We start from the raw sequence: 25,304 nt of genomic DNA, 5'->3' as shown, positions 1-25,304 counted from the left end.
CCGGCATTCCGAACGCTGCGCAACGCTTCGCACCGACTTCGTCCAACCCCTTGCCGAAGCATTAGCCGAAGGTTAACGTCCCGCACCGCAACCCCCTTTGAGCCAACTGGCGCCGAGCCGCTCCAGCCAGGCACAGGGGCCGAGCCGTACTCGAGACAAGGACGTCAGCATGTCGGCATCGAGCAACAGCAACTGGGACCGCCGAACCGTTCTGCGGGCCGCGATGGGTCTGGCCGCCGCGGGCGGGCTTGCCGCATGCGGCGGCAACAACGGCCGCGGTGGCGGGTCGGGTTCGGGCGCGAACCTCGTGCAGATGTTCCACGCGTACGGCGAGGCGGGCACCGAGCAGGCCATCAAGCGGTACGCGAAGGCGTATGAGGAAGCCGCCGTGACCACGCAGTGGATCACCAGCGCGGACTTCGAGAGCAAGCTCTTCTCGGCCCTGCTCACCGACAACGCGCCGGACCTCTTCGAGTTCCACCCGCAGATCCAGATGGTCAAGAGCGGCCAGGTGGCGGACCTGACCGACATCATCGACCCGGTCAAGGACGACTTCAACCCGGCCGACATCAAGTCGCACACCGTCGACGGGAAGATATACGGCGTCCGGATGATCGACGACCCGCAGTTCTTCTTCTACCGCAAGTCGATGCTGGAGAAGGCCAAGGTCGAGGTGCCGACCACGCTCGACGAGCTGATGGAGGCCGCGGCCAAGCTGACCACCGGCAAGGTCAAGGGCCTGTACATGGGCAACGACCTGCACAGCGTCAACGACACGTTGATCTGGTCGGCCGGCGCCCAGCACCTCGACGAGAAGAACGAGATCGCCTATCACACGGACGGCGTCGTCGAGGGCCTGAAGAAGATGCGCAAGCTGTTCACCAGCGGCGACCTTCTCCTCGGCGCTCCGACCGAGTCCTGGGACCCCTCCTCGTTCAATCAGGGCCTGTGCGCCATCCAGTTCTGCGGCATGTGGGCGATGCCGGCGATCCAGGACGCGCTCGGCGACGACTGGGGGATCTTCCCCTTCCCGAAGGTCACGGACTCCGGCAAGCAGTCGGTCTACAACGGCGGCTGGTCGATGTTCGTCAACGCCAAGGGCAAGAACGTCGACGCGGCCAAGGAGTACGTCAAGTGGCTGTGGATCGATCAGAAGGAGTACCAGGAGGACTGGGCCACCTCGTACGGCTTCCACATTCCGCCGCGCACCTCGATCGCCCAGAAGGCCACCAAGCTCAAATCGGGCAACGCCGCTGAGGGCGTCCGCCTCTTCAACGAGTTCGGGCACTTCGACAACATCGGCTGGACCCAGGCCATGCGCACCGCCTTCGAGGACGTCTTCGCCAACTGCGTCCGCAAGGAGATGGACCCGGAGAAGGCTCTCGACAAGTGCGACACGGCCGTCAACCGCGAGCTCAAGAAGCTGTTCGGATAGGCCGCGGGACGGACCACGACATGTCGACGACCACCAGGGTCGACCTCGCCAGCTCCGCCCCGGCGAAGGCCTCGTCGGCCCAGCCGCGGCGGGGTCTGCGGGGCAGCCCCACGTTCGCCTTCTGGCTCTTCACCGGACCGTTCCTGCTCGGTCTGGCGATCTTCGTCTACGCGCCGATCCTCTGGAGCCTGTGGCTGAGCTTCTTCGAGGCCCGCTTCACCGTCACACCGGACGAGTTCGTAGGGTTCGACAACTACACGTACATGCTGACGAACGAGGACTTCGTCGGCTCGCTCGGCACCTTCACCGTCTTCGCCGCGTTCATCGTGCCCACCACCTGGGCGCTGTCGCTGGGGCTGGCCCTGCTGGTGAACCGGATGCGTTTCATGCGGGCGTTCTTCCGCTCGGTCTTCTTCCTGCCGACCGCGGTCAGCTATGTCGCCGCGGCGCTCATCTGGAAGATGTCCCTCTTCAGCGGGGTCCGCTTCGGTCTGATGAACACGGTCCTCGGCTGGTTCGGGATCGAGAACATCGCCTGGCTGATCGACCCCAACCCGCCCTGGTACTGGCTGGTCATCGTGACCGCCCGGCTGTGGCTCCAGTCCGGCTTCTACATGATCCTGTTCATCGCGGCGCTGCAGAACATCCCGGACGAGCTGTACGAGGCCGCCGCCATCGACGGTGCCAAACCGGGCTGGCAGACCTTCCGGTACATCACCCTGCCCCAGCTGCGTGCCACGTCCACCGCGGTGATCCTGCTGTTGCTCATCGCCGCCTACCAGGCCTTCGACGAGTTCTTCAACCTGCTGTCGAAGACCACCTGGGGCCGTCCGCCGCTCGTCGAGCTGTACTACAAGGCCCTGGGCGAGAGCCAGGACTACGGCGCCGGCAGCGCGGGAGCGCTCATCCTGACCGTGCTGATCTGTGCCGTGACCCTGCTCCAGGGCAAGCTCATGGGCTTTGGAAGGGGGGACGAGTCCAAGTGACCACCACCGTGCCCGAGGTGCGCGAGTCCGCGCCGACGTCAGGCAAGCCCCGCCGCGTCCGGCGCGGTGGCGGCGTGATGAGCTCCACCGGCCTCTACATCGCCACCGGCGTCGCCGCCTTGCTCTTCCTGATCCCGTTCTACGTTCTCGTCCGCAACGCCCTCTCCACCGACGCCGAGATCACCGGGGAGAACTGGAAGATCTTCCCCACCGACATCCAGTGGGGCAACGTCAGCGAGCTGTTCACGGACGAGACGGTCCCCTTCGCCCAGTCGCTGTGGAACTCGGCGGTCGTGGCCACCCTGCACACCGTCGGCGTCCTGCTGGTGTGCTCCCTCGCGGGCTACGGCCTGGCCCGCATCCCGTACAGACATGCCAACAAGGTCTTCTACGCCGTCCTGGGGACCCTGATGGTCCCCACCGCGGTGACCTTCGTCCCGAGCTTCGTGCTGGTCTCCTCGCTCGGCTGGGTGGACACCTACCGGGGCCTCATCATTCCGGGCCTGTTCAGTGGTTTCACCTGCTTCCTCTTCCGGCAGTACTTCTTGGGGTTCCCCAAGGAGCTGGAGGAGGCGGCGCGCATGGACGGACTCGGCTACTGGGGCGCGTACTGGCGCGTCGTGGTGCCGAACTCGCTGAACTTCTTCGCGGCGATGGCGACCATCACCTTCATCAACGGCTGGAACGCCTTCCTGTGGCTGCTGGTCATCGGCCAGGATCCCAGTTCGTGGACCGTCCAGGTCGCGCTCTCCAGCTACATGACCAACCAGACCGTCGTCTTCCATCTGATCTTCATGGCCACGGCCGTTTCCATCCTGCCCCTGGTGTTCGTGTTCCTCTTTCTCCAGCGCTGGCTGGTGCAGGGGATCGCACAGACCGGCATCAAGGGCTGACGTTCTCTTCCCAAGACCTGGAGACCGATGTCTTTCCGCACCTCCACTTCCGCCGACTACGTAGAGGACGTCTCCCCCGGCACCGGGGCCCTCCCGCCCCGTGCCTGGTACGCCTCCTCGGACGCGAAATCCCTGTCCCTGAACGGCAGTTGGCGCTTCCGCCTGTCGGCGACCGCCGACGCCGAGGACGACTCGTTCGCCGGGGAGGGATACGAGGCCGGGGGCTGGGGCGAGGTCACGGTCCCGGGCCACTGGGTGCTGCAGGGCGACGGCGCCTTCGGTTCCCCGATCTACACCAACCACCTCTACCCGTTCCCGGTGGACCCGCCGCACGTGCCGACGGAGAACCCGACCGGCGACCACCTGCGCGTCTTCGACCTGCCGGACGACTGGCCCGCCCTGGACGACGGCGGCGCCGTGCTGCGCTTCGACGGCGTCGAGTCCTGCGCCCGCGTCTGGCTGAACGGCACGGAACTGGGTGAGTTCAAGGGCTCCCGCCTGCCGCACGAGTTCGCGGTCGGCCGGCTGCTGAAGCCCGCCGGCAACGTGCTCGCCGTCCGCGTGCACCAGTGGTCGGCCGGCTCGTACCTGGAGGACCAGGACCAGTGGTGGCTGCCCGGGATCTTCCGTGACGTCACCCTGCTGCACCGCCCGGCGGGCAGCGCGGGCGACTTCTTCGTGCACGCCTCCTACGACCACACCACCGGCCAGGGCACCCTGCGCGTCGACTCCGACGTCGACGGGCGGGTGTCCGTGCCCGGCCTCGACATCGATGTCGCGACCGGCGAGCAGGTGACGGTCCCCGTCGAGCCATGGTCGGCGGAGGCGCCGAGGCTGTACGACGGCGAGCTGGTCACGGCCGGCGAGCGCGTGCCGCTGCGCATCGGCTTCCGTACGGTGGCCCTCGAGGACGGCCTGATCAAGGTCAACGGGAAGGCGATCCTCTTCAAGGGCGTCAACCGGCACGAGTGGCACCCCGAGCAGGGCCGCGCCCTCGACGAGGAGACCATGCGCGAGGACGTGCTGCTGATGAAGCGGCACAACCTCAACGCGGTGCGCACCTCGCACTACCCGCCGCACCCGGCCTTCCTGGACCTGTGCGACGAGTACGGCCTGTGGGTCATCGACGAGTGCGACCTGGAGACCCACGGGTTCACCGAGCAGGGCTGGCGTGACAACCCCGTCGACGACGACCGCTGGACCCCGGCCCTGCTGGACCGCGCGGCGCGCATGGTGGAACGCGACAAGAACCATCCGTCCGTCGTCTTCTGGTCCCTCGGCAACGAGGCCGGCACGGGCCGCGGCCTCACCGCGATGGCCGGGTGGATCCACGGCCGGGACACCTCGCGGCTCGTGCACTACGAGGGCGACTGGAACTGCCGGGACACGGACGTGTACTCGCGGATGTACGCCTCCCACGAGGAGGTCGAGCGGATCGGGCGTGGCCTGGACGGGGGTGCGGCGAGAAGGCGTGAACTCCCCTTCATCCAGTGCGAGTACGGGCACGCGATGGGCAACGGTCCGGGCGGGATCGCCGACTACCAGCGGATCTTCGAGGCGCACGACCGGCTCCAGGGCGGCTTCATCTGGGAGTGGATCGACCACGGCATCAAGCACCCCGAGCTGGGCTACGCCTACGGCGGCGACTTCGGCGAGGAGCTGCACGACGGCAACTTCGTCTGCGACGGCCTGGTCTTCCCGGACCGGACCCCGTCCCCGGGGCTCGTCGAGTACAAGAAGGTCATCGAGCCGGTCCGCATCGAGGGCGACGGCGCCGACGGCACCGTACGGGTGACGAACGCGTACGACTTCGCGGATCTCTCGCACCTGGAGTTCGAGTTCTCCCACCAGGTGGACGGACTCCCCACGGGCGCGCACACGCTCACCGTGCCGCCGCTCGCGCCCGGTGAGTCGGCGGAGGTCAAGCTGCCCGCGGCCGCCCCCGACGGCAACGGCGACGACGTCCAGTGGACGGTCCGCGCGCTGCTCGCCGAGGACACGCCGTGGGGGCCCAAGGGCCACGAGGTGGCGTGGGGCCAGGAGACCGTCACCTCGCGCACGGCCGTCACCGTCGCCGCCTCGCAGCGGCCCGTGCCCGGCGAGCGGCTGATCACCCTCGGCCCGGCGGCCTTCGACGCCCGCTCGGGTCGGCCGACGACGATCTGCGGTCTCGACGTGACCGGGCTGCGCCTGGACGTGTGGCGGGCGACGACGGACAACGACGACGGCGCGTCCTGGCAGGACGACACACGCTACGGCGTGCTGTGGCGCAAGCTCGGCCTGCACCGCATGCAGCACCGGCTGGACGCCGTGGAGGTGACCGACGACGCGTTGACCGTCCGCACCCGGGTGGCGCCTGCCGCCGCCGAACTGGGCCTGCGCACGGTGTACCGCTGGACGTCCGACGGCGCCCTGCTGAAGCTGACGGTGTCCGTGACTCCCGAGGGCAACTGGACGGTCCCGCTGCCCCGCCTCGGCGTCCGTTTCGGCCTGCCGGCCGACGCCGCGCAGGAGGTCCTGTACTTCGGTGGCGGCAGCGAGGCGTACCCCGACACCCGTGCCGCCTCGCGCCTCGGTCAGTGGATGCCGGGCATCGACGCCCTGCACACCCCGTACGTACGGCCCCAGGAGAACGGCGCCCGCGCCGACGTCCGCTGGGCCGAACTCGGGGGGCTGCGGATCGAGGGCGACCCGGAGTTCTGGTTCAGCGCCCGCCGCTGGACCAACGAGCAGCTGGACGCGGCCCGTCACCTGACCGACCTCACTCCGGGCGACACGCTCTGGATCAACCTCGACCACGGCCAGCACGGCATCGGCTCGCAGTCCTGCGGTCCGGGTCCGCTGCCGCAGTACTTCCTGAACGCGGAGCCGACGGAGTTCTCGTTCGTGTTCTCGCCGACTGAGTGACCTGCGTCCGCCAGCGGCCGGTCGGCACGGGTGCCGACCGGCCCTGGCTTTCTTCCCACTTGCTTGCCCGTCAAGGGAGTTGATGTCCTTCCTGCTCCTGGGCCGTGTGCACTTCATCGGCCGGCAGGTCCAGGAGGGGCGGATCGACATCTACCTGCTGCGCCCGATGCCGGTGCACCGCCAGGTCCAGCTCGACTACTTCCCGACGAACGCGATCGCGACCTGACGGTCGCGGCGGGCCTGATGGTGGGCGCGCTCGGCCGCAGCGACCTGGACTGGACGCCGGGCCGTGTCTCCTACCTGGTCGCCGCGGTCATCGGCGGCATGCTCCTGGAGGCGGCCCTGTTCACGGTCGTGGCCTCCGCGTGCCTGCGCTACCCCGCCGCCGACCAACGGATAACGTACCGGCCGGCACCCGGGGGGCCGGCCGGTACGGGGCGGAGTGCCTACGGGCAGCTGATCCGCACGTCCCCGGCATCCGTCGTGCAGGTGTCCAGGCCCAGACCGCCGTTGGCGGTGTCGTTGGCCGGGACGTTGTCGACGGTGTCGAGGCGGTCGTTGCCGGAGTTGCCGAGCAGGGTGTCGTTGCCCGGGCCGCCGGTGAGGGTGTCGTTGTTCAGGCCGCCGTCGGCGCGGTCGTTGCCGAAGTTGCCGTACACCGTGTCGGTGCCGCTGCCGGCGTTGATCGTGTCGTCGCCGCCGAGGCCGCACATGACGTCGGAGCCGCTGGTGCCGGTCATGGTGTCGTTGCCGCTGGTGCCGATGCGGGTGCAGCCGCGGGAGTTGTTGACCGTGGTGGGGGCCGTGGCCGTGTTGTTGGCGGTGTCCGGGTCGGACTGGGCCGCGCTCACGGTGGCCCGGTCGGTGAGGGTTCCCGTGGCCCGGGGTTCGACGACGACCGTCACGGTGGTGCGGGCGCCGGCGGCGAGGGTGCCGAGGGCGCAGGTCGCGCCGGTGGCGGAGGTGGTGCAGGTGCCCTGGCCCGGGGTGGCCGAGATGACGGTGGCCGCCGGGCCGGTGACCGTGTCGGTGAGGGTGACGCCGGTAGCCGAGGTGGTGGTGCTGTTGTTGGCGACTGTCACGGTGAAGGTGGCACGGTCGCCGATGCTGACCGCGCCGGTGCCGGTCTTGGTGACCGACAGGTCGACTCCGGCGGGCGGCGGGGGCGGGGTGCCTGCGCCGCCGAGGTAACGGGCCATGACACGCAGTCCGTTGAAGCCGCTGTTGCCGAACGCGACGACCTTGCCGTCGCTCTGGAGGGCGAGGGCGTTCACCCGGTCGGCGGCGCCGAAGTCGGTGGTGGCGCGCCCGCCCGTGCCGAAACCGGTGTCGAGCGTGCCGTCGGCGTTGAAGCGGGCGAGCAGGAAGTCGCCGGCCTGCCCACCGCCGCCGGCGAGGATCCGGTCGTCGGGCTGGATCACGAGGTCGCTCACGCCGGCCGTGCCGCCGAAGTCCGTGGTCGCGACACCGCCGGTGCCGAAGCCCATGTCGCGGCTGCCGTCGACGTTGTAGCGCACGAGTGCGAAGCGGTCCGCGCTCTGTCCGCCGACGATGATCCTGCCGGTCGACTGCACGGCCACGGACTCGCCCCAGTTGTATCCGCCGAGGTCCGTGGTGACCTTGCCGTCGCCACTGAAGCTGGCGTCCGGGCTGCCGTCGGCGTTGTAGCGGGCCACGGCGAAGTCGAAGAAGCTCTCGCCCGCGTAGCCGGCCATGACGATCTTCCCGTTGGGCTGGAGGGCCAGGTCCTGCGCGGACGCACCGCCCCCGCCCGTCTCGGAGAACGAGGTCATGGTCACACCGTCACCACCGCCGAAGGCGCCGTCCGGGCTCCCGTCCGGCAGGTAGCGCAGGACCGCGAACCAGCCGCCGGCGTAGGCTCCGGCGACGATTTTCCCGTCGGGCTGGAGTGCGACTCCGGCGGCGTCCTCGGCCCCGCCGGCCAGGCCGGGACTGACCCATCCGTCGCCGCCCCCGAAGGATGTGTCGACGCTGCCGTCGGCGTTGTAGCGGGCCACCGTGAACCAGCAGCAGCCCGCGAACTCGTCGTCGGTCTCCTGGTGCCGGCCGACCACGACGATCTTCCCGTCGGGCTGGATCGCCACCCCCTGGGCCACGTCGTTGCCGTTCTCGAAATCGGTCAGCACCTCGCCGTCGCCGCCGCCGAAGGTCGTGTCGACGCTGCCGTCCGAGTTGTGCCGCGTCAGGGCGAACTCATCGTCGAGGTACTCGGGGTCCTGCTCCCCTCCGACCGAGACGATCTTTCCGTCGGGCTGGACGGCCACGTCCTCGCCCTCGGCGGAGTTGCTGGTGGGGATGGTGACCCGACCCCCGGTGCCGAACGTGGTGTCCAGGTCACCGGGTGCGGCGAACGCGTCGTGCGGTACGGCGACGACGAACGCCAGCGCCATGACCAGGGCGGCCAGAGCACGTGAGGATCCCCGTAGGGAATCAATGATGGGCATGGCGCCAGAGTCCGGTTGTGGAGACGGCGCCCTGGGACGGCTGGCCAGTGAATCGGCTTACTGGGCCCCAGAGTTCCACCTGCGGGGTGACCGTTCCGACGATATGAAGCGGAGCTTGGCGGGTCAGGTCCGGCGGCCCGAGCTCCGTATCGGCGTGAAGAGCGCGGCCCCGGCGATCAGTACGCAGCACGCGCCCGCGACCAGGCTCACCGGGGTCGTGCCCTGGTGTTCCGCGGCCCAGGTGTTCCGCGGCCCAGGTGAGGACGGCCGCGGTGGGCAGCCCCATGCGGGCGAGCGAGCCCGTCGCCCGGAGCAGCAGCAGGGGCAGGGCGATCAGTGCGATGGAGTCGCCGAGGACCCGGTCATCCGCCCCCCCCCGTCGATTCGACACCCCGGACATGAATCGAACGGCAACCCTGCGGGGGGCGACGACAACCGGGAACAACCCCTCAGTGGTCAGCGCAGCACGGCGTGGGATCCGGTACCTCGAACGGTACGAGCGTCCCGCCCACGGCCGGCATGGCGGTCAGGACGAGTTCGGTGCCCTGCCAGGTCGGGCGCATGTGGTCGCCCGTCATCAGGAGGGTGTCCGGCGCCGGTCGCCCCGGTGTGCCCAGGACCGTCACCCGGTCGATGGCCGAGCGGGACAGCACGTCCGCGATCGTCAGTGTGCCGGTCAGTGCCGTGACGCCCGGGTAGAGGACCGCCCGGCCCACCGCGTCGGGCGACCCTGGTGACACCTGGTGTCCCCCGGCCGCGAGCCGCTCCTGGGCGGTACGCAGGAGCGGCTCGGACGGCAGGGTGAGGGAGAACGCCACGTGGGGGCGATCCCCCCGCACCAGGTGGGTGCAGCCGAACGTGCCCTCGGGGAGGGCCAGTTCGACCGCCAGGCAGTGGAGCAGGTGGTCGGCGCTGCGGAGGTCCCTGACACCCGCGTCCACAGTCAGAACGTACGGTGTCACGAGGGCAGGACCCACACCGGGTTGGTGTAGAACCACAGGTCACGCCACGGGTCGGCGTCGCCGACGACGTCGATGGCCGGGCCGGCCGGGTCGACGGCCGCGCCCATCGCGCCGACGGCGCCGCGGTTGCCGTCGGTGCCGCGCAGACGGACGTAGACGGGGCGGTCGACCTTGCCGAGGTCGTACGTGAGGCTGACGACGCCGGTCGACTTGTTCACCTCGTACGACTTGACCACCTTCGCCGTCGGCGCCGTGAAGGTGTCCCTGTCCGCGACCGGGCCGGTCACATCGCCCTTGATGACGTCCACGCGAGCCAGCTTGGGGACGAAGCCCGCCCAGTTGGGTCCGCCGGCCATCGCCACATCGACCGTCAGGGTGACGCTCGTGCCCTTCCTGACGTGCAGGGCGCCGCCGAGGGTGGCCCAGCGGCGGCCGCCCATCACACGGACGTCGAGGCCGCTGAGCAGCTGGCCGTGGTCGACCCAGATGCGGCCCGCGCGGATGCCGTCCATGACGGCGGCGTAGGAGAAGCCGTCGGCACCGACGTGCGTACGGCTGTACTGGCCGGGCCAGTAGTCGCCCTGGGTGATGTCGATCTGGCCGGCGTAGACCGGGTCGTCGTAGCGGCCGTTGGCGTTGAAGTCACCGCCCCCGCGCGCGGCCGTGTCCCCGTACACCTGGTGGGAGTCGGAGTTGGCGGTTATCCACCACGGCTTGCCCTCGGCGAGGAGGCTGTCCCACAGGCCGCCGACGGTCGCGGTCATCCAGTCGAAGCCGCCCCAGGTGCGGTAGCTCTCCAGCGGATAGCCGGGGAAGGAGTTGGCGCTGGGGCTGTTGTCGTAGATGCCGCGGGCGCGGGCCATGCCGAGGGGCGCGGGCAATCCGGCCGCCTGGTGGCCCGGGGCGCCCTCGAAGCCGATGGCGATCTGCCGGGTACGGCCCGCGTCACGCCAGCCGCGGATCTCGTGCGGGGAGTCGACACCGCGCCGTGCCGGGTGGTTGGCGAGCATCAGCGCGTCCTTGACCTTGCGCCGTTCCACCTGCTCGGCAAGGAAGTCGAGACCTGCGATGGCGAGCGCCTCGTTGGCCGGCGTCGAGTCGCCGGCGTTCTTCACGCTGCCGTCGTAGTCGTTCTCGAACTGCTTGAGGACGGAGACCTCGTTCTTGCCGGGGTGCACGAAGACCGTGCCGTGCTCGGCGGCCGGGATGTTCCACTCCAGCCCCTGGAAGACGAGCGTGTCCTCGTACGCGGAGCGGGCCGCCCGGATGTCCGGGTTGACCTTCTCGACGCCGATCTTGGCATGGGTCGTGCTGCCGTGGTCGGTGATGACCAGCCAGTCCATGCCGTGCTTGGCGCCCTGGCGGACCTGGTCGACGACACGGTACTTGCCGTCGCTGCTGTACTGGGTGTGGATGTGGTGGTCACCGGCCAGCCACAGGAAGCCGTTCGTTCTACGGCCGCCGGAGGCCGGGGACGCAGAGGCGGCGGGCGTGGCGGCGGCGGCCGTGGCCGGGGCGACGACGCTGCCGGCGGCCAGCCCGGCACCCAGCAGACCCGCCCGGCGCAGCAGCGTGCGGCGCGACTGCTGCTCGGGGGTCAGGGCCTCATCGGGCACGGAGGTGTCGAACGCGGCGGGCAGGGCGGATGCCGCCGCGTCGTGCGAGTGGTCGTGGTCATGGCCGGGGCCGTGATGGTGATGCCCGTGCGTGTGTCCGTGTCCGTGTCCCATGAAAGGGCCTCCTGAAAGCCGCTGCCTTCTACGGCGCTGCTGTGCCGTGTGTGGAGGATCAAGGCGAAACATGAACGTTGAACGAGCGGCGAGTGGCGGCGGGGTGCCCCGCACGCGGCGGAACGCCGCGTCCCTCACTGTTTCCCCAACGGCCCTTGTACGTCACCCTCGTTGACACGGAACCTGAGCAGCGCTCATCTTCTTACGCTCATCTTCTTGGACCCCGTCACCCACGGAGACGCCCCCACCATGAGAAGACTCATCGGCACGCTCGCGGCCGCCGCGCTGGCCCTCACCGGTCTCGCCACCACCGCGGCGACGCCCGCGACAGCCGCCGACTCCGGCACCTTCAACGTCCTGACGTACAACATCGCGGGTCTCCCGCTCGGCCTCGGTGACAGCGACCCCGAGACGAACACCCCGCTCATCGGGCAGCGGCTGGCCCCGTACGACATCGTCAACGTCCAGGAGGACTTCAACTACCACGCGTCGCTGTACGCCAACGACACCCACCCGTACCGCACGGCGACCAGCGGCGGCGCGGGTATCGGCGACGGTCTCAACACCCTGTCGGACCAGTCCTTCGAGGACTTCGAGCGGGTGAGGTGGAACCACTGCACCGGCACGAACTGCCTGACCCCGAAGGGCTTCACGCTGGCCCGGGTGCGCCTGGCCGAGGGGGTGTTCGTGGACCTCTACAACGTCCACACCAACGCCGACTCCGACGACGCCGCCCTCGCCGCCCGCCGCGCCAACGTCGAGCAGCTGTCGGACTTCATCCAGGCCAACTCGTCCGGCAACGCCGTCATCGTCATGGGCGACACCAACACCCGCTACACGCGCTCCGGCGACAACATCCGCACGCTGGTCGCCGAGAACGGCCTGACCGACGCCTGGGTGCAGCTGGTCAAGGGCGGCACACCCCCGGCGGCCGGCGGCGACGCCCTGCTGTGCGACGCGACGGCCCCGACGAACGACTGCGAGGTCGTCGACAAGGTCCTCTACCGCGGCAGCAAGCTGCTGGGCCTCAACGCCACCCGCTACAACAACGACTGGGCGAACTTCCTCCGCTCGGACGGCAAGCACCTCTCCGACCACTTCCCGCACGCGGTCGACTTCTCCTACACCCTCAACTCGTCCCTGCGGGCAAGCGACTTCTTCGGCGGTCCGCACGGCACGGCCTTCAACGACGCGGACAACGTGCCGGCGTCCGTGTCCCCGCGCACCCTCACCCTGCGCGGCGGCACCCGCCTGGACGCGGTGTCCCTCACGCACGACGGCGGCACGGTCCTCACCCACGGCGGCACGGGCGGCACGGCGACGTCCCTGACCCTGGCCGGCGGCGAGCACCTCACCGCCGTGAAGCTGACGCGGGGCCAGAAGGACGGCCGTACGCGGATCTTCTCGGCGGCCTTCACCACGGACAAGGGCCGCACCTTGTCCGCCGGTACGGCCACCTCGGACGCCAAGACCATCACGGCGCCGTCGGGTTGGCAGATCGTCGGGTTCACGGGACGCTCGGGGGACGAGATCGACAAGCTCGGGGTGCTGTACGCGCCGATCAGCTGATCCCCGCCCGCGGGGACGCCTCCGCCCGGACGGTCTTGCGCACCCCGTCCGGGCGGGAGCTCCACGTCCGCCGTACGGTCGTCGCATGGACAGGACTGGGGACGATGCGACGGTGCTCGGCGTGGCGGGCACCATCCACTACCGGCCCGCGCGACCGGAGGACGGGACGGCCCTTGCGGAACTCGACGGTTCCTTCACGACGGACTTCGTGTTCGAGGTGGCCGCGACCGCGGACGGATTCAGCATCCGCCGGACTCCCGTGCAGCCTCCCCTCCACAAGGTCTTCCCCGCCGAGGACGGCAGCGAGGACGGCAGCGAGGACGACGACGGCCCTCCGGAGCTGAACCGGACGGTGGTCGCCTTCGACGGAGACCGGCTGTGCGGCGTGGTGGAGACCTCCTTCGCCCCATGGAACGCCCGCCTGACCATCCGCGACATCGAGGTCGCTCCGGCGTGGCGGGGCAAGGGGATCGGGCGAACCCTGATGAACCACGCCTTCGACTTCGCGCGGGAGTGCGGGGCCCACCATGTCTGGCTGGAGGTCAGCAACATCAACGCTCCCGCGATTCACGCCTACCTCCGCATGGGCTTCACCTTCTGCGGGCTGGACACCTCGCTCTACGACGGCACGGAGTCGGCCGGTGAGCAGGCGCTCTTCATGGCCCGCCGGGTGCCTGACGAGTCTTGAGAGCGCTTGTGCGATGCCATGGGGGCCGAGCGGGCCCGCCGGCTACGCTCACTCGCTCCGCAGCACCTCCGCGATCGACGGCCGCCCCGCCCTCCTCGCCCAGGCCGCCGTCCTGGCGTACGGGACGGCGTTGGCCCAACCCCAGCGCTCACTAGGATGGCTCCTAGGGGCCCTAGGCCAGTCTCATCACCGGAGGTCACCCACCCCATGGCCCGCGCTGGACTCACCGCCGACCGTCTCGCCACGGCCGCCGCCGAACTCGCCGACGAGGTCGGGTTCGAGAACGTCAGCCTGTCCGCGCTGGCCCGTCACTTCGGAGTGAAGGACGCGAGTCTGTACTCGCACGTCAGGAATCTTCAGGACCTGCGGACCCGGGTCGCGCTGCTGGCCGGCGGCGAGATGATCGACCGGATCGCCGTCGCCGTCGCCGGGCGGGCCGGCAAGGACGCGCTGGAAGCGTTCGCGGACGCGTACCGGGAGTACGCCCTTCAGCACCCGGGCCGCTACGCGGCGACCCAGATCCGCATCGACCAGGCCCTGGTCGCCGACTCCCCCGCCATGCGCCGCACCGCCGAGATCACCTACGGGATGCTCCGCGCGTACGGCCTGGAGGAACCCGACCTCACCGACGCCGTCCGCCTGCTGCGCAGCACCTTCCACGGCTACTGCGCCCTGGAGTCCACCGGCGCATTCGGCGCTCCCCGCGACGTACGGGAATCCTGGGAGCGTGCCGTCGACGCCCTGCACGTGGCGCTCGCGAACTGGCCGCGCAGCGAGCACGGCGGGCAGCCACCCCAGGCGCCACGCTGACCACTTAGACTGGAAGCTTCGCGGAGGTCACACGCCGCCACCACGGGGGAGGTTGCGTCTTGTCCCAACAGCAGCTCGGACGCGGCCCCTTGAGGTCCCGTCAGCCACGCCCGGACCCTCCCGCGCCCGACGAGGACCCCTCGGACGCCTCGCCCCCGGCGCGCTTCGTCGGCTGGCTCGGCGGACTAGGCGCGGCGGCCGCCGGGTACGGCGTGTTCCAGTTCCTGTTCAGTGTGCTGCCCGACTCCCTCGACGGTTCGGCCGCGCGGTATGTGATCTCCGGGGTCAGCGGGCTGGCCACCTTCGTCGCCGCCTGGCTTGCGGCGGCGCTGCTGCGGGCCCGCGCGGCAGCGGCTGCCGCCGATCCCGCGCGGGCCGCCGCCGTAGGACCTGCCGCGATGGCGCCGGGAGCGCCCGGCCCGCTCCCGAGGGTCTTCGCCTCCGCCTACGGCACCCTCGTCGACCAGGTGTCGGTCGTGGCGGACCCGGAGCGCGGGCGCCTCACCGGCTGGCCGCACTCCCTCGGCGAGAACACCCCCTCACGGCCGACGCCGGTCGGTACGGCGTACGGCCTGCACATCATGCTGGACCTGGGCGTGCCCGACGGGGGGCTGAGCACCGGCGACCTGGTGGACACACTGTGGCGGCTGCGGCTCCCGGACGGCGGCTGGTCGGCGCGGTCGCAGGGCTCCGAGGCCCGCCCGGAGGTCACCGCCCTGGTGCTGGGCGCGCTGGCCCGGGCCGGCACGTCCGCCGACCGGCTCGCTGCCGAGGTGGACCGCTGCACAGGCGCCTTCACCCGGCAACTCGACCGCGCCGGACTGGAGTCGACGCACGTCGTGACCACCGTGCTGCGCGGGCTGCTGCGTGCCGCGCCCCGCTGCGAGATCCTGCCCGGGCTGCGCGAGGCCCTCGCGGACGGCGCGATCAGCGACCCGCGCCGCGACCATCTGCGGTGCTGGGGCTACCGGCTGCAGCCGCCGTACGGCAGACCGTCCCCGCTGCACACCGCACAGGCCGTCGTCGCACTGGACCGGGCCGCCCGGGTCCTCGGCGAGGACACGGACGCGCGTTCCGCCCGGGCCCGCACCGCCCGCGAGGACGGTCTCCGCTGGCTGCTGTCCTGCCCGGACGCACCGCATGACACCTGCCCGGACCTGGAGAACCTGCACGAGGAGGTGCGCCGGCCACGCACGGACGACCCGTCCCGCCACGAGGTCCTGAACGTACGGCACTTCACCGCCTCCTGGCTGGTCCGCGCCCTGCTCTCGCCGGGTGCCCTGGAGATCGCCCGTGCCGACGGGCTGGAGGACGAGTGGCGGGTGCGGCTGGACGGGGCTGTCGCCGCGGTGTGGGCCGGGCAGTCGGACGGCATCTGGTCCTGGGGCCGGGGCGACAGCACCGAGCTGCGCCGCCCCATGTGGATGACCTATCAAGGCCTTTCGGCGTTGCGCGCGCATGCCGTATGGATGTACCAGCCGGACGGCTGAATCCGGATGTGACGAGCGGCCTCGGAGCGAGCGCGCGGTGGAGGATGAGTGCATGGGCGGTCGGCATGTCCTGGCGGCACGAAGGCTGCTGGCCGAGTCGCTGGACGGTGAACTGCCCGAGCACGACCGGGTGGCCACGGCCCGCCGTGTCGTCGCCGAACTCGGCGCTCCCGACCGGCTGTTGGAGCTGATCGCCGAACTCGCCTCCGGCGACGGCGACCCGGAGGGCTGCGCCCGGCTGTCGTACCGTCATGTCCTGGGTTTCGACAAGCTGCTGCTGATCGACGGCGGCCCGCGCCAGATGCTCCGCGCGCATGTGTGGCATCCCGGTGCCGGCGCGATCGGCGAGGAGGACATCCACAACCACCGCTCGCCGCTGGCCTCCTATGTCGTACGGGGCCGCCTGGCCATGGAGCTGTACGAGGTCGGTGACGGGGTCGGCGACCTTGCGGCGGCCCGTTACGAGGAGTCGCTGGCGAAGCGGTCGGCGGACTGGGTGCTGAGGCCGACCGGTCCTGCGCGGCTGCGGCTGACGCATGTGGGGCAGTACGCGGCGGGAAGTTCGTACGCGCTGCCCGCGCACACCCTGCACCGGGCCTGGTGCGACACGGACGTGCCGACGGTGACGCTCTTCCTGGAGACGGGCGCCGAACGGCGGGACCACACCGATGTGTTCACGGCGGCGGGCCCGCATCCGGGCGCGGTGGCGAAGGTGCCCCTGCCGGTCGGGGACTATCTGGACGCGCTGCGGGGACTGGCGGAACGGCTCAGGGCCCTGTGAACGCCTGCCGAACGATGTCGAGGTTGTACTCGTCGATCTCGACGTTCGTCAGCTCGGCCCGGTCGAGCCAGGCGGCGGCCTGGTCGGGCTCGGGCAGGGTGACCGCGGTGGACAAGGGCCTGACGAGGAAGTTCTCCTGCCAGTTCTTGATCTCGTGCCCCCGGTAGTCGCTGAGGAACGAGGACTCGCCGACCTTGCGGACGATCTCGCCGAGCAGTCCCGTCTCTTCCTTCAGCTCACGCAGGGCCCCGTCCTCGGGGCTCTCGCCGGGCTCCAGTTTGCCGCAGGGGACACCCCACACCCGTGGCAGGAACCGTTCCCTCTCGCTGCGGCGCACCAGAAGCACCCGCTGCTTGTCGTCCATCACGACGGCGGCCGCCAGTCGCCTGTCGCCGGGGATGTCCATGGTCATGGTTCCTCGGTCCCTCGCCGGTGATGAGTCCAAAGGGTCTGATACCCGGGAAAGAGTCAAGCCTAACAGGGACGCACTCACCGTCGCTGTGAGTCAGATCGCCCCCAGGGGCTCGACTCGCCCCGGCGGGCGAGGGCGTCCACGGCCCCGTACGACGGCGCGGCTCCGCCCGGCGCCCGGCCCGCCCTGATCGCCTCGACCGCGTCCAACGCCGCGCCCAGCGCCTGCCGGTAGAGCAGCGAGCCGAGGCTGACCCGGCGAACGCCGAGGTCGGCCAGGTGGGGGACGGTGGGGCCGGTGGGTGTGTAGAGGATGTTGAGGGGAACGTCGAGGTGCCTCACCAGGGCGGCGATCGCGCGGGGTTCGCCAAGTCCTGGCACGAACACACAGTCCGCGCCCGCCTGTTGATAGGCGTCGAGCCGGTCGATCGTCCCCTCGCCGTCTCCGATCCAGTACGTGTCGGTGCGGGCGTTGACGAAGAGACCCGGTGCCGCCGACTTGACCGCGGCGATCCTCGCGGCGTGCAGCGCGGTGGAGCCGAGACGGTCCTCCAGGTTGATGCCGACGGCTCCGACGGCCGTGAGCTGCCGCGCGAACTCCCCGACCTCGTCGGGATCCTCGCTGTAACCGTCCTCCGCGTCGACGGAGAGGAGGTACGGATCCGAGCCGAGGGCCAGGGCGAGCCGCAGTGTCTCGTCGCGGGTCTCCGACGCCCCGTCGGGCAAGCCGGCCGCCGCTGCGACACCGAGGCTCGTCGTGCCGATCGCGCGGAATCCCTGCTCTGCCAGCGCTCGCGCCGAGGCGTGGTCCCAGGCGTTGGGGAGCAGCAGGGGCTCGTCGCGGTGGTGGAGGTCGGCGAACGGGGTCATGAGGTGGCCTCCGGGTGGTCGGGGGGTCAGGACAGGTCTCCGACGGCATCGGCGTAGTACGTCGATCCCTCCAGGTGGCGGGCGATTTCGCGGAAGGTCCAGCCGTCGCCGGGCGAGTCGTCGAGCTGGTCGTCGCTCAAGGCGTCCAGTCGGTTGGCCCAGATGCGGGCGAGCCGGGTCAGCCGGCTGCGGGCCTCGTCGAGGTCCTGCGGGGTGAAGGGGGCGAGGTCCGCCTCGGTGGTGATGCCGGAGGCGTGCCAGTGGTCGGGCCGGGGCTGCTCGCCCGCCAGCCGGGCCTCCAGCTCGGCCAGGTGGTCGATCAGGTGGTCGGCGACTCGGCGGATCGCCTTGTGCGGGGTGTAGACGCGGTCATCGACACGGGCGAGCGTGCCGTCCCAGTTCGGCCAGGTCGCGGCCAGGGTGAGGACGTGGTCGACCATGGCGGTGACGGCGTCGGCGGGGGCGGGACGGGCGGTTTCGGTCATGCCTCGAACGCTAGGCGCCGGTCGTTTCGGTACCGGCCGAAGTGATCCGGTCCGCGGGCCTGTCGTCGTACTGTTGCGGCGATCATCATCGCGACCGGAACACACGGGGGCACGCATGACCGTTCACCGACCGGGACTTCCTCAGGACCTTCCGCCGGGCGAGGTGCTGTGGGCACGGTGGGCGCTTCTCGCCGCCGTCAAAGCGACCACCGAGCAGGAGGGGTGCCCGAGCGTGCACCGGACCGGCCACTGGATCGACGAGGTGGGCCTGCACTGGGACGACTGCGGCTGCACCTGGTGGATCATGTCCAGGATGGGCGAGGGCCGGTTCGTGCTCTACGGCGAGGACGAGTCGAGCGGCGTCAAGTGGCACGAGCCGCCCATCGACATGCTGGCGGGCGGCCCCGACTGGCTGCCCCACGAGGAGCTGCGCCACCGGCTGGAAGGGTACGAACTCGGCTGCGTGTACTGGTACGAGAACGGCGCCTGGAGCCGGGCACCCTACCCCGACAGCCTCAAGGACGACGGCCTGGACTGCGGCATGAGCGACTTCGTCGACCGCGGCAGCCTGCTGAGGGAGCTGGAGCTCCACTTCGACGACGCGACCGCCGCTCCGAGCCCGGACAGCCTCCTGGCCGACGCCGAGGCATACGGGCTGGACGCACGGTTGCTGCTGGAGCACGTGCGCGCCCACCCCGACGGTGACCCGGTGGACCCGCCCGCCGTCGCCAGAGCACTCGAGCGGGCGGGCATCACGGCGCAGGAGGCCAGGCGCTAGTCCGCACGTCGGCGTCCTCGCCGTCCGCCAACCGCACGCGGACCGCACGGCCGTCGTTCCAGCGGACATCGATCCCGCCATCGTCGTCCACGCGCACGGTCACCAGCTCGTCCAGCGGGGCGGGGTCCGGTTCGGCCGTGAGCCGGGCGAGGGCGACGAAGAGGGTGGGCCCGGCGTCGGTGACGCCGGTGAGCTCGTCGTCGAGCCGGGCGGCAGGGCGGAGTTCGGCGCGGACCCCGTCCCGCGCGGCCCAGCCCGTGATCCGAACCGGCGTCCCCGGCGCCGCCCCTGCCACCAGGTGGACCCGCACCTCCACGGCCCCCCGCGCCAGCACCAAGCTCGTCACTCGCGTTCCGTCGCCGACCGAGTGCCGGGAGGCCGCCCAGCCGTCCCCGACGCCCAGCGGCACGATGTCCGTACGGCCCGGATCGTCGCCGACGATCACGCTGTTGTCGTACGACGGTGCGGGGGTCGTGACCGTCGAGTAGGCGAGACGCGTGTAGTACGGGTCGTAGCGGACGTCCTCGCTGCCGTGGTTGTGAAGGCGGACCACCCCGTCCGAACTCGTCGACTGCACCAGCCAGTTGGGAGCGGCGATCGCGGTGACCGCGTCCTCGCGCTCGGCGGGCGCGGGTTCCTCCTGCGCCGTCCAGACGGCGTGGTCCGCCGGCAGGAGCAGGCCGAGGAAGCCCTTGCTCGCCCAGTACGGGGACGCCGGGCCCGAATAGCCCTGCAGGATCGCCTCGTCGGGGCCGTGCCAGCCGAGGGTCAGCAGACCGTTCGCGTCCACGGCGCCCCGCTCGAGGAAGTACTTGAGCGCACCGGAGGAGAGCCTCCGGGTCTCCCCTGCCGCGAGCGGCGTGCGGCCCGTGAGGGCGCCGAGCCACAGGGGGGCCGTGGTGGCGAAGCGGTAGGTCAGCGAGCGGCCCTGGTGCAGGGGGCCTCCGTCGCCGCCGAACAGGCGTGCGTAGTCCTCCAGATGCCGGGAGAGCCGGCCGCCGTACAGTTCGAGGAGCCGTTCGTCCTGCGCGAGCCAGGCGTGCAGCACGGGGTACAGGTGCATGGCCCAGCCGTTGTAGTAGTCGAACTTGCGGCCGTCGCCGTCGGTGTACCAGCCGCCGCCGACGTACCACTTCTCGATGCGCTCCAGCCCACGGTCGATCGCCTTGCGGGACTCCTCGGCCTCGTGTCCGATCTCCTGGAGGAAGCCGCCCACGGTCACCGGGAACAGCTCCCAGTTGCAGGGCCAGGCCTCGGCGGTCAGCGCGTCGCCGAGCCAGGCCGCCGCCCGCTGCCGCACCGGGTCGTCCAGCCGGTCCCACAGCAACGGCCGCGTCAGCCGCAGCGCGAGCGCGATCGAGGCGGCCTCGACCAGGGGCTGGCTGCGGTCCTCGACGCGGGGCCAGATACCGCGGACGCCGGCCGCGAGGCCGTCGGCATAGCGCTCCAACACCGTCTCGTCCCGGCGGAACGCCGCCAGGAGCAGCGTACGGGCGTAGCCCTCCAGCCCGTCGGAGAGACTGCCCGACCAGCTCTCGTGGTCGCCGGGTAGGTGGTAGAGGGCGCGGTCCTCGGTGGCGTACGGCTCGACCGCGGCGAGCAGGGCGTTGGCGGCCGCCTCCCAGTGGGCGCGGGTGTAGCCGGTGCGCGGGCTGCGGGTGCGGTCTTCGGGAGGCAGGTGCATCGGATCTCTTTCTCGCCGGCTCGGTCCGGACCTGGGACGCCCCGGTTCCGGTCGGAGCGCCCCAGGGGTTCATCCCACCCGCATCAGGCGCTCCGGCACCAGATGCCGGGCGACGAGTTCGTCGCGGACCAGCCCCGCGTACGTCGTGGCGCCGTGCACGGAGGTGTGGGTGTTGTCCCGCTTCTCGTTGTAGAGGTAGAGCGCCTTGGAGGCCTCGACGCCGAGGGACTCCACCAGCGCCTTGGTCCTCGCCGTCAGGTCGATCAGGGGGACGTCGTGTGCGGCGGCGACGGAGCGGATGACGGCGGGGTGGTCCACGCCCAGGCCGTTCACGAGGAGGGCCGTGCCGTTGTCCAGCGTGCCGTCGGAGTTGAACCAGCGGCGCACGACGGGCGTCACCAGGACCGGCTCCCCGCCCTTCTCCCGCACGCCCGCCACCAGGGTCTCCAGATTCGCCCGGTACGTAGCCTCATCGGTGGTCTTGTCGTTGTGGGCGAGCTGGATCAGGACCAGGTCGCCGCGCCTGATCTGCGGCCGGACGGTGGCCCACAGGCGCGGATCGGTGAGGTAGCTGACCGTACTCTCCCCGGAGTCGGCGTAGTTGGCGACGGACAGGCCCTTGCGCAGGTACTGCGGCAGCTGCTGGCCCCAGCCGGAGTACGGGGCGCCGGGCTGGTCGCAGACCGTGGAGTCGCCGACGAGGAAGATCTGGCGGGCGTGCCGGGCCGGGGTGACCTTGATGTCGGCCAGAGCGGGGGCCGATCCGCCGAGTTGCAGGTCCAGGCCGGGCGTCCCGCCGGGGCCGGTGGGCTCACCCTCGGGGGTGCGGACGTGCACGGTGAAGCTGCGGGCGACGCGTTCGCCTGCCTCGGCGGCCGTCTCGGGGAGCAGGGAGCGGCGGGTCTCCCCGGTGATACTCGTGCTCGACGCGGCCTCGCCGCCGAGGAGGACCTTCACGTCGTACGTGCCGGGCGGGACGTCGAAGTGGCAGGCGGTGGTGGTGCAGTCGGCGTGGGCGGCATGGGCCGGCACCCCCGCCAGTACGGCACCCATGGTGGCCGCCACCAGTACGACGGCACTGAATCGTCTCATCCGCGACTCCTCGCTCGGCTGGACCCGGCTGCGCCTGGACCGTACCCGTACGGACAAGCGCTTTCTAGAGTATGACGAGCAATTAGAGGACTGCACGGCCCAAGCCTGCGCAAGCCCTTTCGCGAAATCGATTCAACTGTCACCCTGCACAGCACCCGCACCCCACACTCCGAAGGAGGCACCCCCATGTCCGGATCCCCCGACAGATCCGTTCGCCGCCGCACCTTCGTCCTCGGCGCCACGGCCGCCGCAGGCACCGCGGCCCTCGCCGGCACAGCGCGCGCCGCGGCCTTCGGCTGGAGCGACGACGGCTCGAACTACGTCGTCGACACCGGCGCCAACCTCGTCTTCAAGGTCAGCAAGAGCAACGGCGACCTGACCTCGCTGGTCTACCGCGGCACCGAATACCAGGGCTACGGCGGCATGAACTCGCACATCGAGTCCGGCCTCGGCACGTCCACGGTGACCATCAGACAGTCCGGTTCGACGATCCTGATCTCGGTCGCGTACGGCACGCTGCGGCACTACTACGCCGCCCGCAGCGGCGAGAACAACATCTACCTGTGGACCCACAAGGCCGACACGTCGGTCTCGGCGACCCGCTACATCCTGCGCGTGAAGAAGGGCCTGTTCCTCAACGACGAGCCGGACTCCTACACCTACGCGCCCACCACCATCGAGGCCTCGGACGTGTTCGCGAAGTCCGACGGCCAGACCCGCTCGAAGCACTACGCGAAGCGCCGGGTGACGGACTACGACTACGTCGGCTGGTCGGCCGGCGGCGTCGGCCTGTGGATGGTGCGCAGCAACCACGAGAAGGCGTCCGGCGGCCCGTTCTACCGCTCACTGCTGCGCCACCAGAGCGCGGACGGCGGTGGCCTGTACGAGATCCTGTACTACGGCCAGAACCAGACCGAGGACCAGCGCTTCGGCCTCCAGGGCCCGTACGTCATCGCCCTCACGGACGGCGGGGCGCCCTCCTCGTCGCTGTTCCCGGGCACGCTCACCACGTCGTGGGCCGACTCGCTCGGCATGTCCGGGTACGTCGGCGCGAGCGGCCGCGGCAAGGTGACCGGGGTCGGGATCACGGGGCGCAACGCGGCGTACCCGTACACGGTCGGGCTCGCCAACTCGGCTGCGCAGTACTGGGGTCCGGCTCGGGCGTCGGACGGCTGGTTCTCGATCGGGGGTGTGCTGCCGGGGACGTACACGCTGACCGTCTTCAAGGGCGAACTCGCCGTGTACACGGGGTCGGTGACCGTCGCCGCCGGTGGCACGACCACCCTCAACACGATCGCCGTACCGTCCTCGAACGACCCGAGCAACGCCACCGCCATCTGGCGGATCGGGGACTGGAACGGCACGCCGAGCGGGTTCAAGAACGCCGACCTGATGACGTACGCGCATCCGTCCGACGTCCGGGCCGCCGCCTGGACCGGCAACGTGGTGATCGGCAACAACGAGACGGCGTCCTTCCCCTGCTACCTCTGGAAGGACGTCAACAGCGGCCTGCTCGTGTACTTCAGGCTGACCGCGGCCCAGGCGGCCGCCGCGCACACCCTGCGCATCGGCGTGACGACGGCCTACGCCAACGGCCGGCCGCAGATCGGCGTCAACGGCTGGACCTCGGCGATCCCCTCCCCGCCCACGCAGCCGGGCACCCGGTCCCTGACCAACGGGTCCTACCGGGGCAACAACCACACGTTCACCTACAGCGTCCCGGCGAGTGCCTGGCTCACGGACACCGGCCAGTACAACGTGCTGAGGATCGACGTGGTGAGCGGTTCGGGTTCGACCGGCTATCTCAGCGCGGGCACGTCGATCGACGCGATCGACCTGCTCGCCTGACGCCACCTCAGGTACCGCGCGTCCACTGCTGGTTCGTCGCCCCGTTGCACGTGTACGTGATGACCGCGGCGGAGTTGGCGGTGGACGCGCCGTTCACGTCCAGGCACTCCCCGGTCGCGCGGGACTTGATGTTCACATAGGAGCCGGTGGTGGTGACCGACCACTGCTGGCCGGTCGAGGAGGCGTTGCAGTTCTCCTGGGTGACCGTGTTCGCGTTCTCCTGGACGCACAGGGAGCTGTTCCTGACCATCAGCTGGTAGTAGCCGCTGCCCGCCGACCTGAACCAGTACTTCTGGTTGTTGCCGCCGTTGCAGTCGTACTGCTTGATCTGGGCGCCCTGCCACAGCGACTGGCTGGTGACGTCGGCGCACTTGGCGGAGTGCCGTGCGATCAGGGTGTTGTACGTGGCGCTCGTCCCGCCGATCGAACCGGTGGCCGTGTCGACGGTGATCTCCGGGGACCAGGACATGGACATCGAGGTCGAGGAGGGGAAGGTCAGCGGCAGCCAGACGTAGCGGGAGTCGTTGACGGTGCCGCCGAAGGAGTTGCCCCAGCGGTCGCCGAGGTAGAGGTAGGAGGTGGTCGAGCTGCCCTGCACGGGCAGGACGTACGCGGTCTGTGAGCCGTACGTCGTGGAGTCGCCGACGTTCGTCATCGCGGTCCAGGGACCGGCGATGCTGGTGGCCGTGGCGTACTGCTGCTGGTTCGGGCTCCAGCCGGTCGCGCCCGAGGTCAGCATGAAGTAGACGCCGTTTCGCTTGAACAGGGCGGGGGCCTCGCGATGGCCGCCGTGCCAGGGGTCGGCGACGAGGCTCGCGATGCCGGTGTAGTCGGCGGTCAGGCGGTAGATCTGCAGGTCGTAGTTCTCGCGGGCGGCGGAGATCATGTATCCGGCGCCGTCGGAGTCCACGAAGACCGTGATGTCGCGGGACATGTGCTGACCGAGCGGGCGGAAGCTGCCCTGCCAGGTGTAGGTGCCGTCGACCGTGTCGGACACGGCGACGGCGGCGCGGGCCTCGCTGTAGTCGACGCCGTTCTCCTTGTGCATCCACATGACGAACTTGCCGGTGGCGGCGTTGTACATGACCTTCGGGCGCTCGATGTTGGCGGTGGCGAGCTCCGGGTCGGAGGCCTCGGTCAGGACGTGGTTCCTGAACTCCCAGTTCTTCAGGTCCGTGGAGCGGTAGGCATCCACGTACCGGAAGGTGTTGTCGGCGTTTCGGTTCTCGCCGAACCAGTAGTAGTACGCGCCGACCTTGATGACACCGCCACCGTGGGCGTGCACGGGGTTGCCCGAGGTGTCGGTGAACTGGGTGCCGTTGGTGAGGATCTGTGGTGCGGCCTGGGCGGGCCCCGCGGTGGCCAGGGCGCCGGCGAGGGCCAGACAGAGGGCCAGCAGAGCGGCTTGGGCACGTCTCAT

General features: G+C 70.5%; 20 protein-coding genes and 1 pseudogene. 12 read left to right on the top strand and 9 right to left on the bottom strand.

Annotation, left to right across the window (positions count from 1 at the left end; all coding sequences use genetic code 11):
• The first annotated feature begins 169 nt into the window (after positions 1-169).
• From ACFY5C_RS23560 to ACFY5C_RS23540, 5 genes and pseudogenes are all read left to right on the top strand, one after another.
• A complete protein-coding gene (locus ACFY5C_RS23560) occupies positions 170-1,435 on the top strand; it encodes an ABC transporter substrate-binding protein (protein ID WP_389447144.1) in 1,266 nt (421 codons plus the stop codon).
• 20 nt (positions 1,436-1,455) lie between these two features.
• Entirely contained in the window at positions 1,456-2,421 is a 966-nt protein-coding gene (locus ACFY5C_RS23555; protein WP_389447142.1) for a carbohydrate ABC transporter permease, read from the top strand.
• A complete protein-coding gene (locus tag ACFY5C_RS23550; protein ID WP_389447140.1) occupies positions 2,418-3,314 on the top strand; it encodes a carbohydrate ABC transporter permease in 897 nt (298 codons plus the stop codon). Before ACFY5C_RS23555 ends, ACFY5C_RS23550 begins: the two co-directional genes overlap by 4 nt.
• 27 nt (positions 3,315-3,341) lie before the next feature.
• Entirely contained in the window at positions 3,342-6,221 is a 2,880-nt protein-coding gene (locus tag ACFY5C_RS23545; protein ID WP_389447138.1) for a glycoside hydrolase family 2 TIM barrel-domain containing protein, read from the top strand.
• A 91-nt stretch (positions 6,222-6,312) separates the two neighbouring features.
• Positions 6,313-6,611, top strand: a pseudogene (locus tag ACFY5C_RS23540) (ABC-2 family transporter protein); the annotation flags it as partial.
• A 56-nt stretch (positions 6,612-6,667) separates the two neighbouring features.
• On the opposite strand, the gene ACFY5C_RS23535 reads toward ACFY5C_RS23540, so the two are convergent.
• From ACFY5C_RS23535 to ACFY5C_RS23525, 3 genes are all read right to left on the bottom strand, one after another.
• The gene (locus tag ACFY5C_RS23535; RefSeq protein WP_389447136.1) at positions 6,668-8,686 is read right to left on the bottom strand and encodes a calcium-binding protein; all 2,019 of its coding nucleotides are present in this window, start codon (positions 8,684-8,686) and stop codon (positions 6,668-6,670) included.
• A 449-nt stretch (positions 8,687-9,135) separates the two neighbouring features.
• Positions 9,136-9,627: a hypothetical protein gene (locus tag ACFY5C_RS23530; RefSeq protein ID WP_389447134.1), complete on the bottom strand. Its 492-nt coding sequence runs from the start codon at positions 9,625-9,627 to the stop codon at positions 9,136-9,138.
• 17 nt (positions 9,628-9,644) lie between these two features.
• On the bottom strand, positions 9,645-11,378 hold the full coding sequence (locus ACFY5C_RS23525) for a PHP domain-containing protein (protein ID WP_389447132.1): 1,734 nt from the start codon (positions 11,376-11,378) through the stop codon (positions 9,645-9,647).
• 249 nt (positions 11,379-11,627) lie between these two features.
• Between ACFY5C_RS23525 and ACFY5C_RS23520 the strand changes: the two genes are divergently transcribed.
• The 5 genes from ACFY5C_RS23520 to ACFY5C_RS23500 all read left to right on the top strand — a co-directional run bounded on the left by ACFY5C_RS23520 (position 11,628) and on the right by ACFY5C_RS23500 (position 16,716).
• Positions 11,628-12,947 (top strand): jacalin-like lectin, encoded by a 1,320-nt coding sequence (locus ACFY5C_RS23520; RefSeq protein ID WP_389447130.1) that lies wholly within the window; start codon positions 11,628-11,630, stop codon positions 12,945-12,947.
• 85 nt (positions 12,948-13,032) lie between these two features.
• Positions 13,033-13,635: a GNAT family N-acetyltransferase gene (locus ACFY5C_RS23515; protein ID WP_389447128.1), complete on the top strand. Its 603-nt coding sequence runs from the start codon at positions 13,033-13,035 to the stop codon at positions 13,633-13,635.
• Positions 13,636-13,842: 207 nt separating this feature from the next.
• Positions 13,843-14,445 carry a TetR/AcrR family transcriptional regulator gene (locus tag ACFY5C_RS23510; RefSeq protein ID WP_389447126.1) on the top strand — a complete coding sequence of 201 codons (603 nt, stop codon included), beginning with the start codon at positions 13,843-13,845 and terminating at the stop codon, positions 14,443-14,445.
• A gap of 59 nt (positions 14,446-14,504) precedes the next feature.
• Entirely contained in the window at positions 14,505-15,935 is a 1,431-nt protein-coding gene (locus ACFY5C_RS23505) for a hypothetical protein (protein ID WP_389447124.1), read from the top strand.
• A gap of 52 nt (positions 15,936-15,987) precedes the next feature.
• On the top strand, positions 15,988-16,716 hold the full coding sequence (locus ACFY5C_RS23500; RefSeq protein WP_389447122.1) for a hypothetical protein: 729 nt from the start codon (positions 15,988-15,990) through the stop codon (positions 16,714-16,716).
• Here ACFY5C_RS23500 and ACFY5C_RS23495 read toward each other — a convergent pair.
• The 3 genes from ACFY5C_RS23495 to ACFY5C_RS23485 all read right to left on the bottom strand — a co-directional run bounded on the left by ACFY5C_RS23495 (position 16,703) and on the right by ACFY5C_RS23485 (position 18,482).
• Positions 16,703-17,128 (bottom strand): NUDIX hydrolase, encoded by a 426-nt coding sequence (locus tag ACFY5C_RS23495; RefSeq protein ID WP_389447120.1) that lies wholly within the window; start codon positions 17,126-17,128, stop codon positions 16,703-16,705. The genes ACFY5C_RS23500 and ACFY5C_RS23495 overlap by 14 nt on opposite strands.
• Positions 17,129-17,205: 77 nt before the next feature.
• Positions 17,206-17,997, bottom strand: coding sequence for an isocitrate lyase/phosphoenolpyruvate mutase family protein (locus ACFY5C_RS23490; protein ID WP_389447118.1), 792 nt, complete (start codon positions 17,995-17,997; stop codon positions 17,206-17,208).
• A gap of 26 nt (positions 17,998-18,023) precedes the next feature.
• On the bottom strand, positions 18,024-18,482 hold the full coding sequence (locus ACFY5C_RS23485) for a hypothetical protein (protein WP_389447116.1): 459 nt from the start codon (positions 18,480-18,482) through the stop codon (positions 18,024-18,026).
• Between the two features lie 115 nt (positions 18,483-18,597).
• On the opposite strand from ACFY5C_RS23485, the gene ACFY5C_RS23480 reads away from it, so the two are divergent.
• Positions 18,598-19,260 carry a hypothetical protein gene (locus ACFY5C_RS23480; RefSeq protein WP_389447114.1) on the top strand — a complete coding sequence of 221 codons (663 nt, stop codon included), beginning with the start codon at positions 18,598-18,600 and terminating at the stop codon, positions 19,258-19,260.
• Here the strand turns inward: ACFY5C_RS23480 and ACFY5C_RS23475 are convergent.
• Positions 19,235-20,944 carry a DUF2264 domain-containing protein gene (locus ACFY5C_RS23475; RefSeq protein WP_389447112.1) on the bottom strand — a complete coding sequence of 570 codons (1,710 nt, stop codon included), beginning with the start codon at positions 20,942-20,944 and terminating at the stop codon, positions 19,235-19,237. The two genes, ACFY5C_RS23480 and ACFY5C_RS23475, sit on opposite strands and share 26 nt — an antisense overlap.
• Positions 20,945-21,013: 69 nt before the next feature.
• On the bottom strand, positions 21,014-22,036 hold the full coding sequence (locus tag ACFY5C_RS23470; protein WP_389447110.1) for a rhamnogalacturonan acetylesterase: 1,023 nt from the start codon (positions 22,034-22,036) through the stop codon (positions 21,014-21,016).
• A gap of 186 nt (positions 22,037-22,222) precedes the next feature.
• Here ACFY5C_RS23470 and ACFY5C_RS23465 point away from each other — a divergent pair, with 186 nt between their 5' ends.
• Complete coding sequence (locus ACFY5C_RS23465) at positions 22,223-23,884, top strand: rhamnogalacturonan lyase B N-terminal domain-containing protein (RefSeq protein WP_389447108.1); 1,662 nt, start codon at positions 22,223-22,225, stop codon at positions 23,882-23,884.
• A 7-nt stretch (positions 23,885-23,891) separates the two neighbouring features.
• On the opposite strand, the gene ACFY5C_RS23460 is transcribed toward ACFY5C_RS23465, so the two are convergent.
• Positions 23,892-25,304, bottom strand: a complete 1,413-nt coding sequence (locus tag ACFY5C_RS23460) for an RICIN domain-containing protein (RefSeq protein ID WP_389447106.1) — start codon at positions 25,302-25,304, stop codon at positions 23,892-23,894.

The sequence above is a fragment of the Streptomyces sp. NPDC012935 genome (assembly GCF_042900345.1).
Lineage (GTDB): Bacteria > Actinomycetota > Actinomycetes > Streptomycetales > Streptomycetaceae > Streptomyces.
The sequence above is the reverse complement of the archived record's forward strand: the minus strand, read 5'-3'. Positions and strand labels throughout refer to the sequence as shown.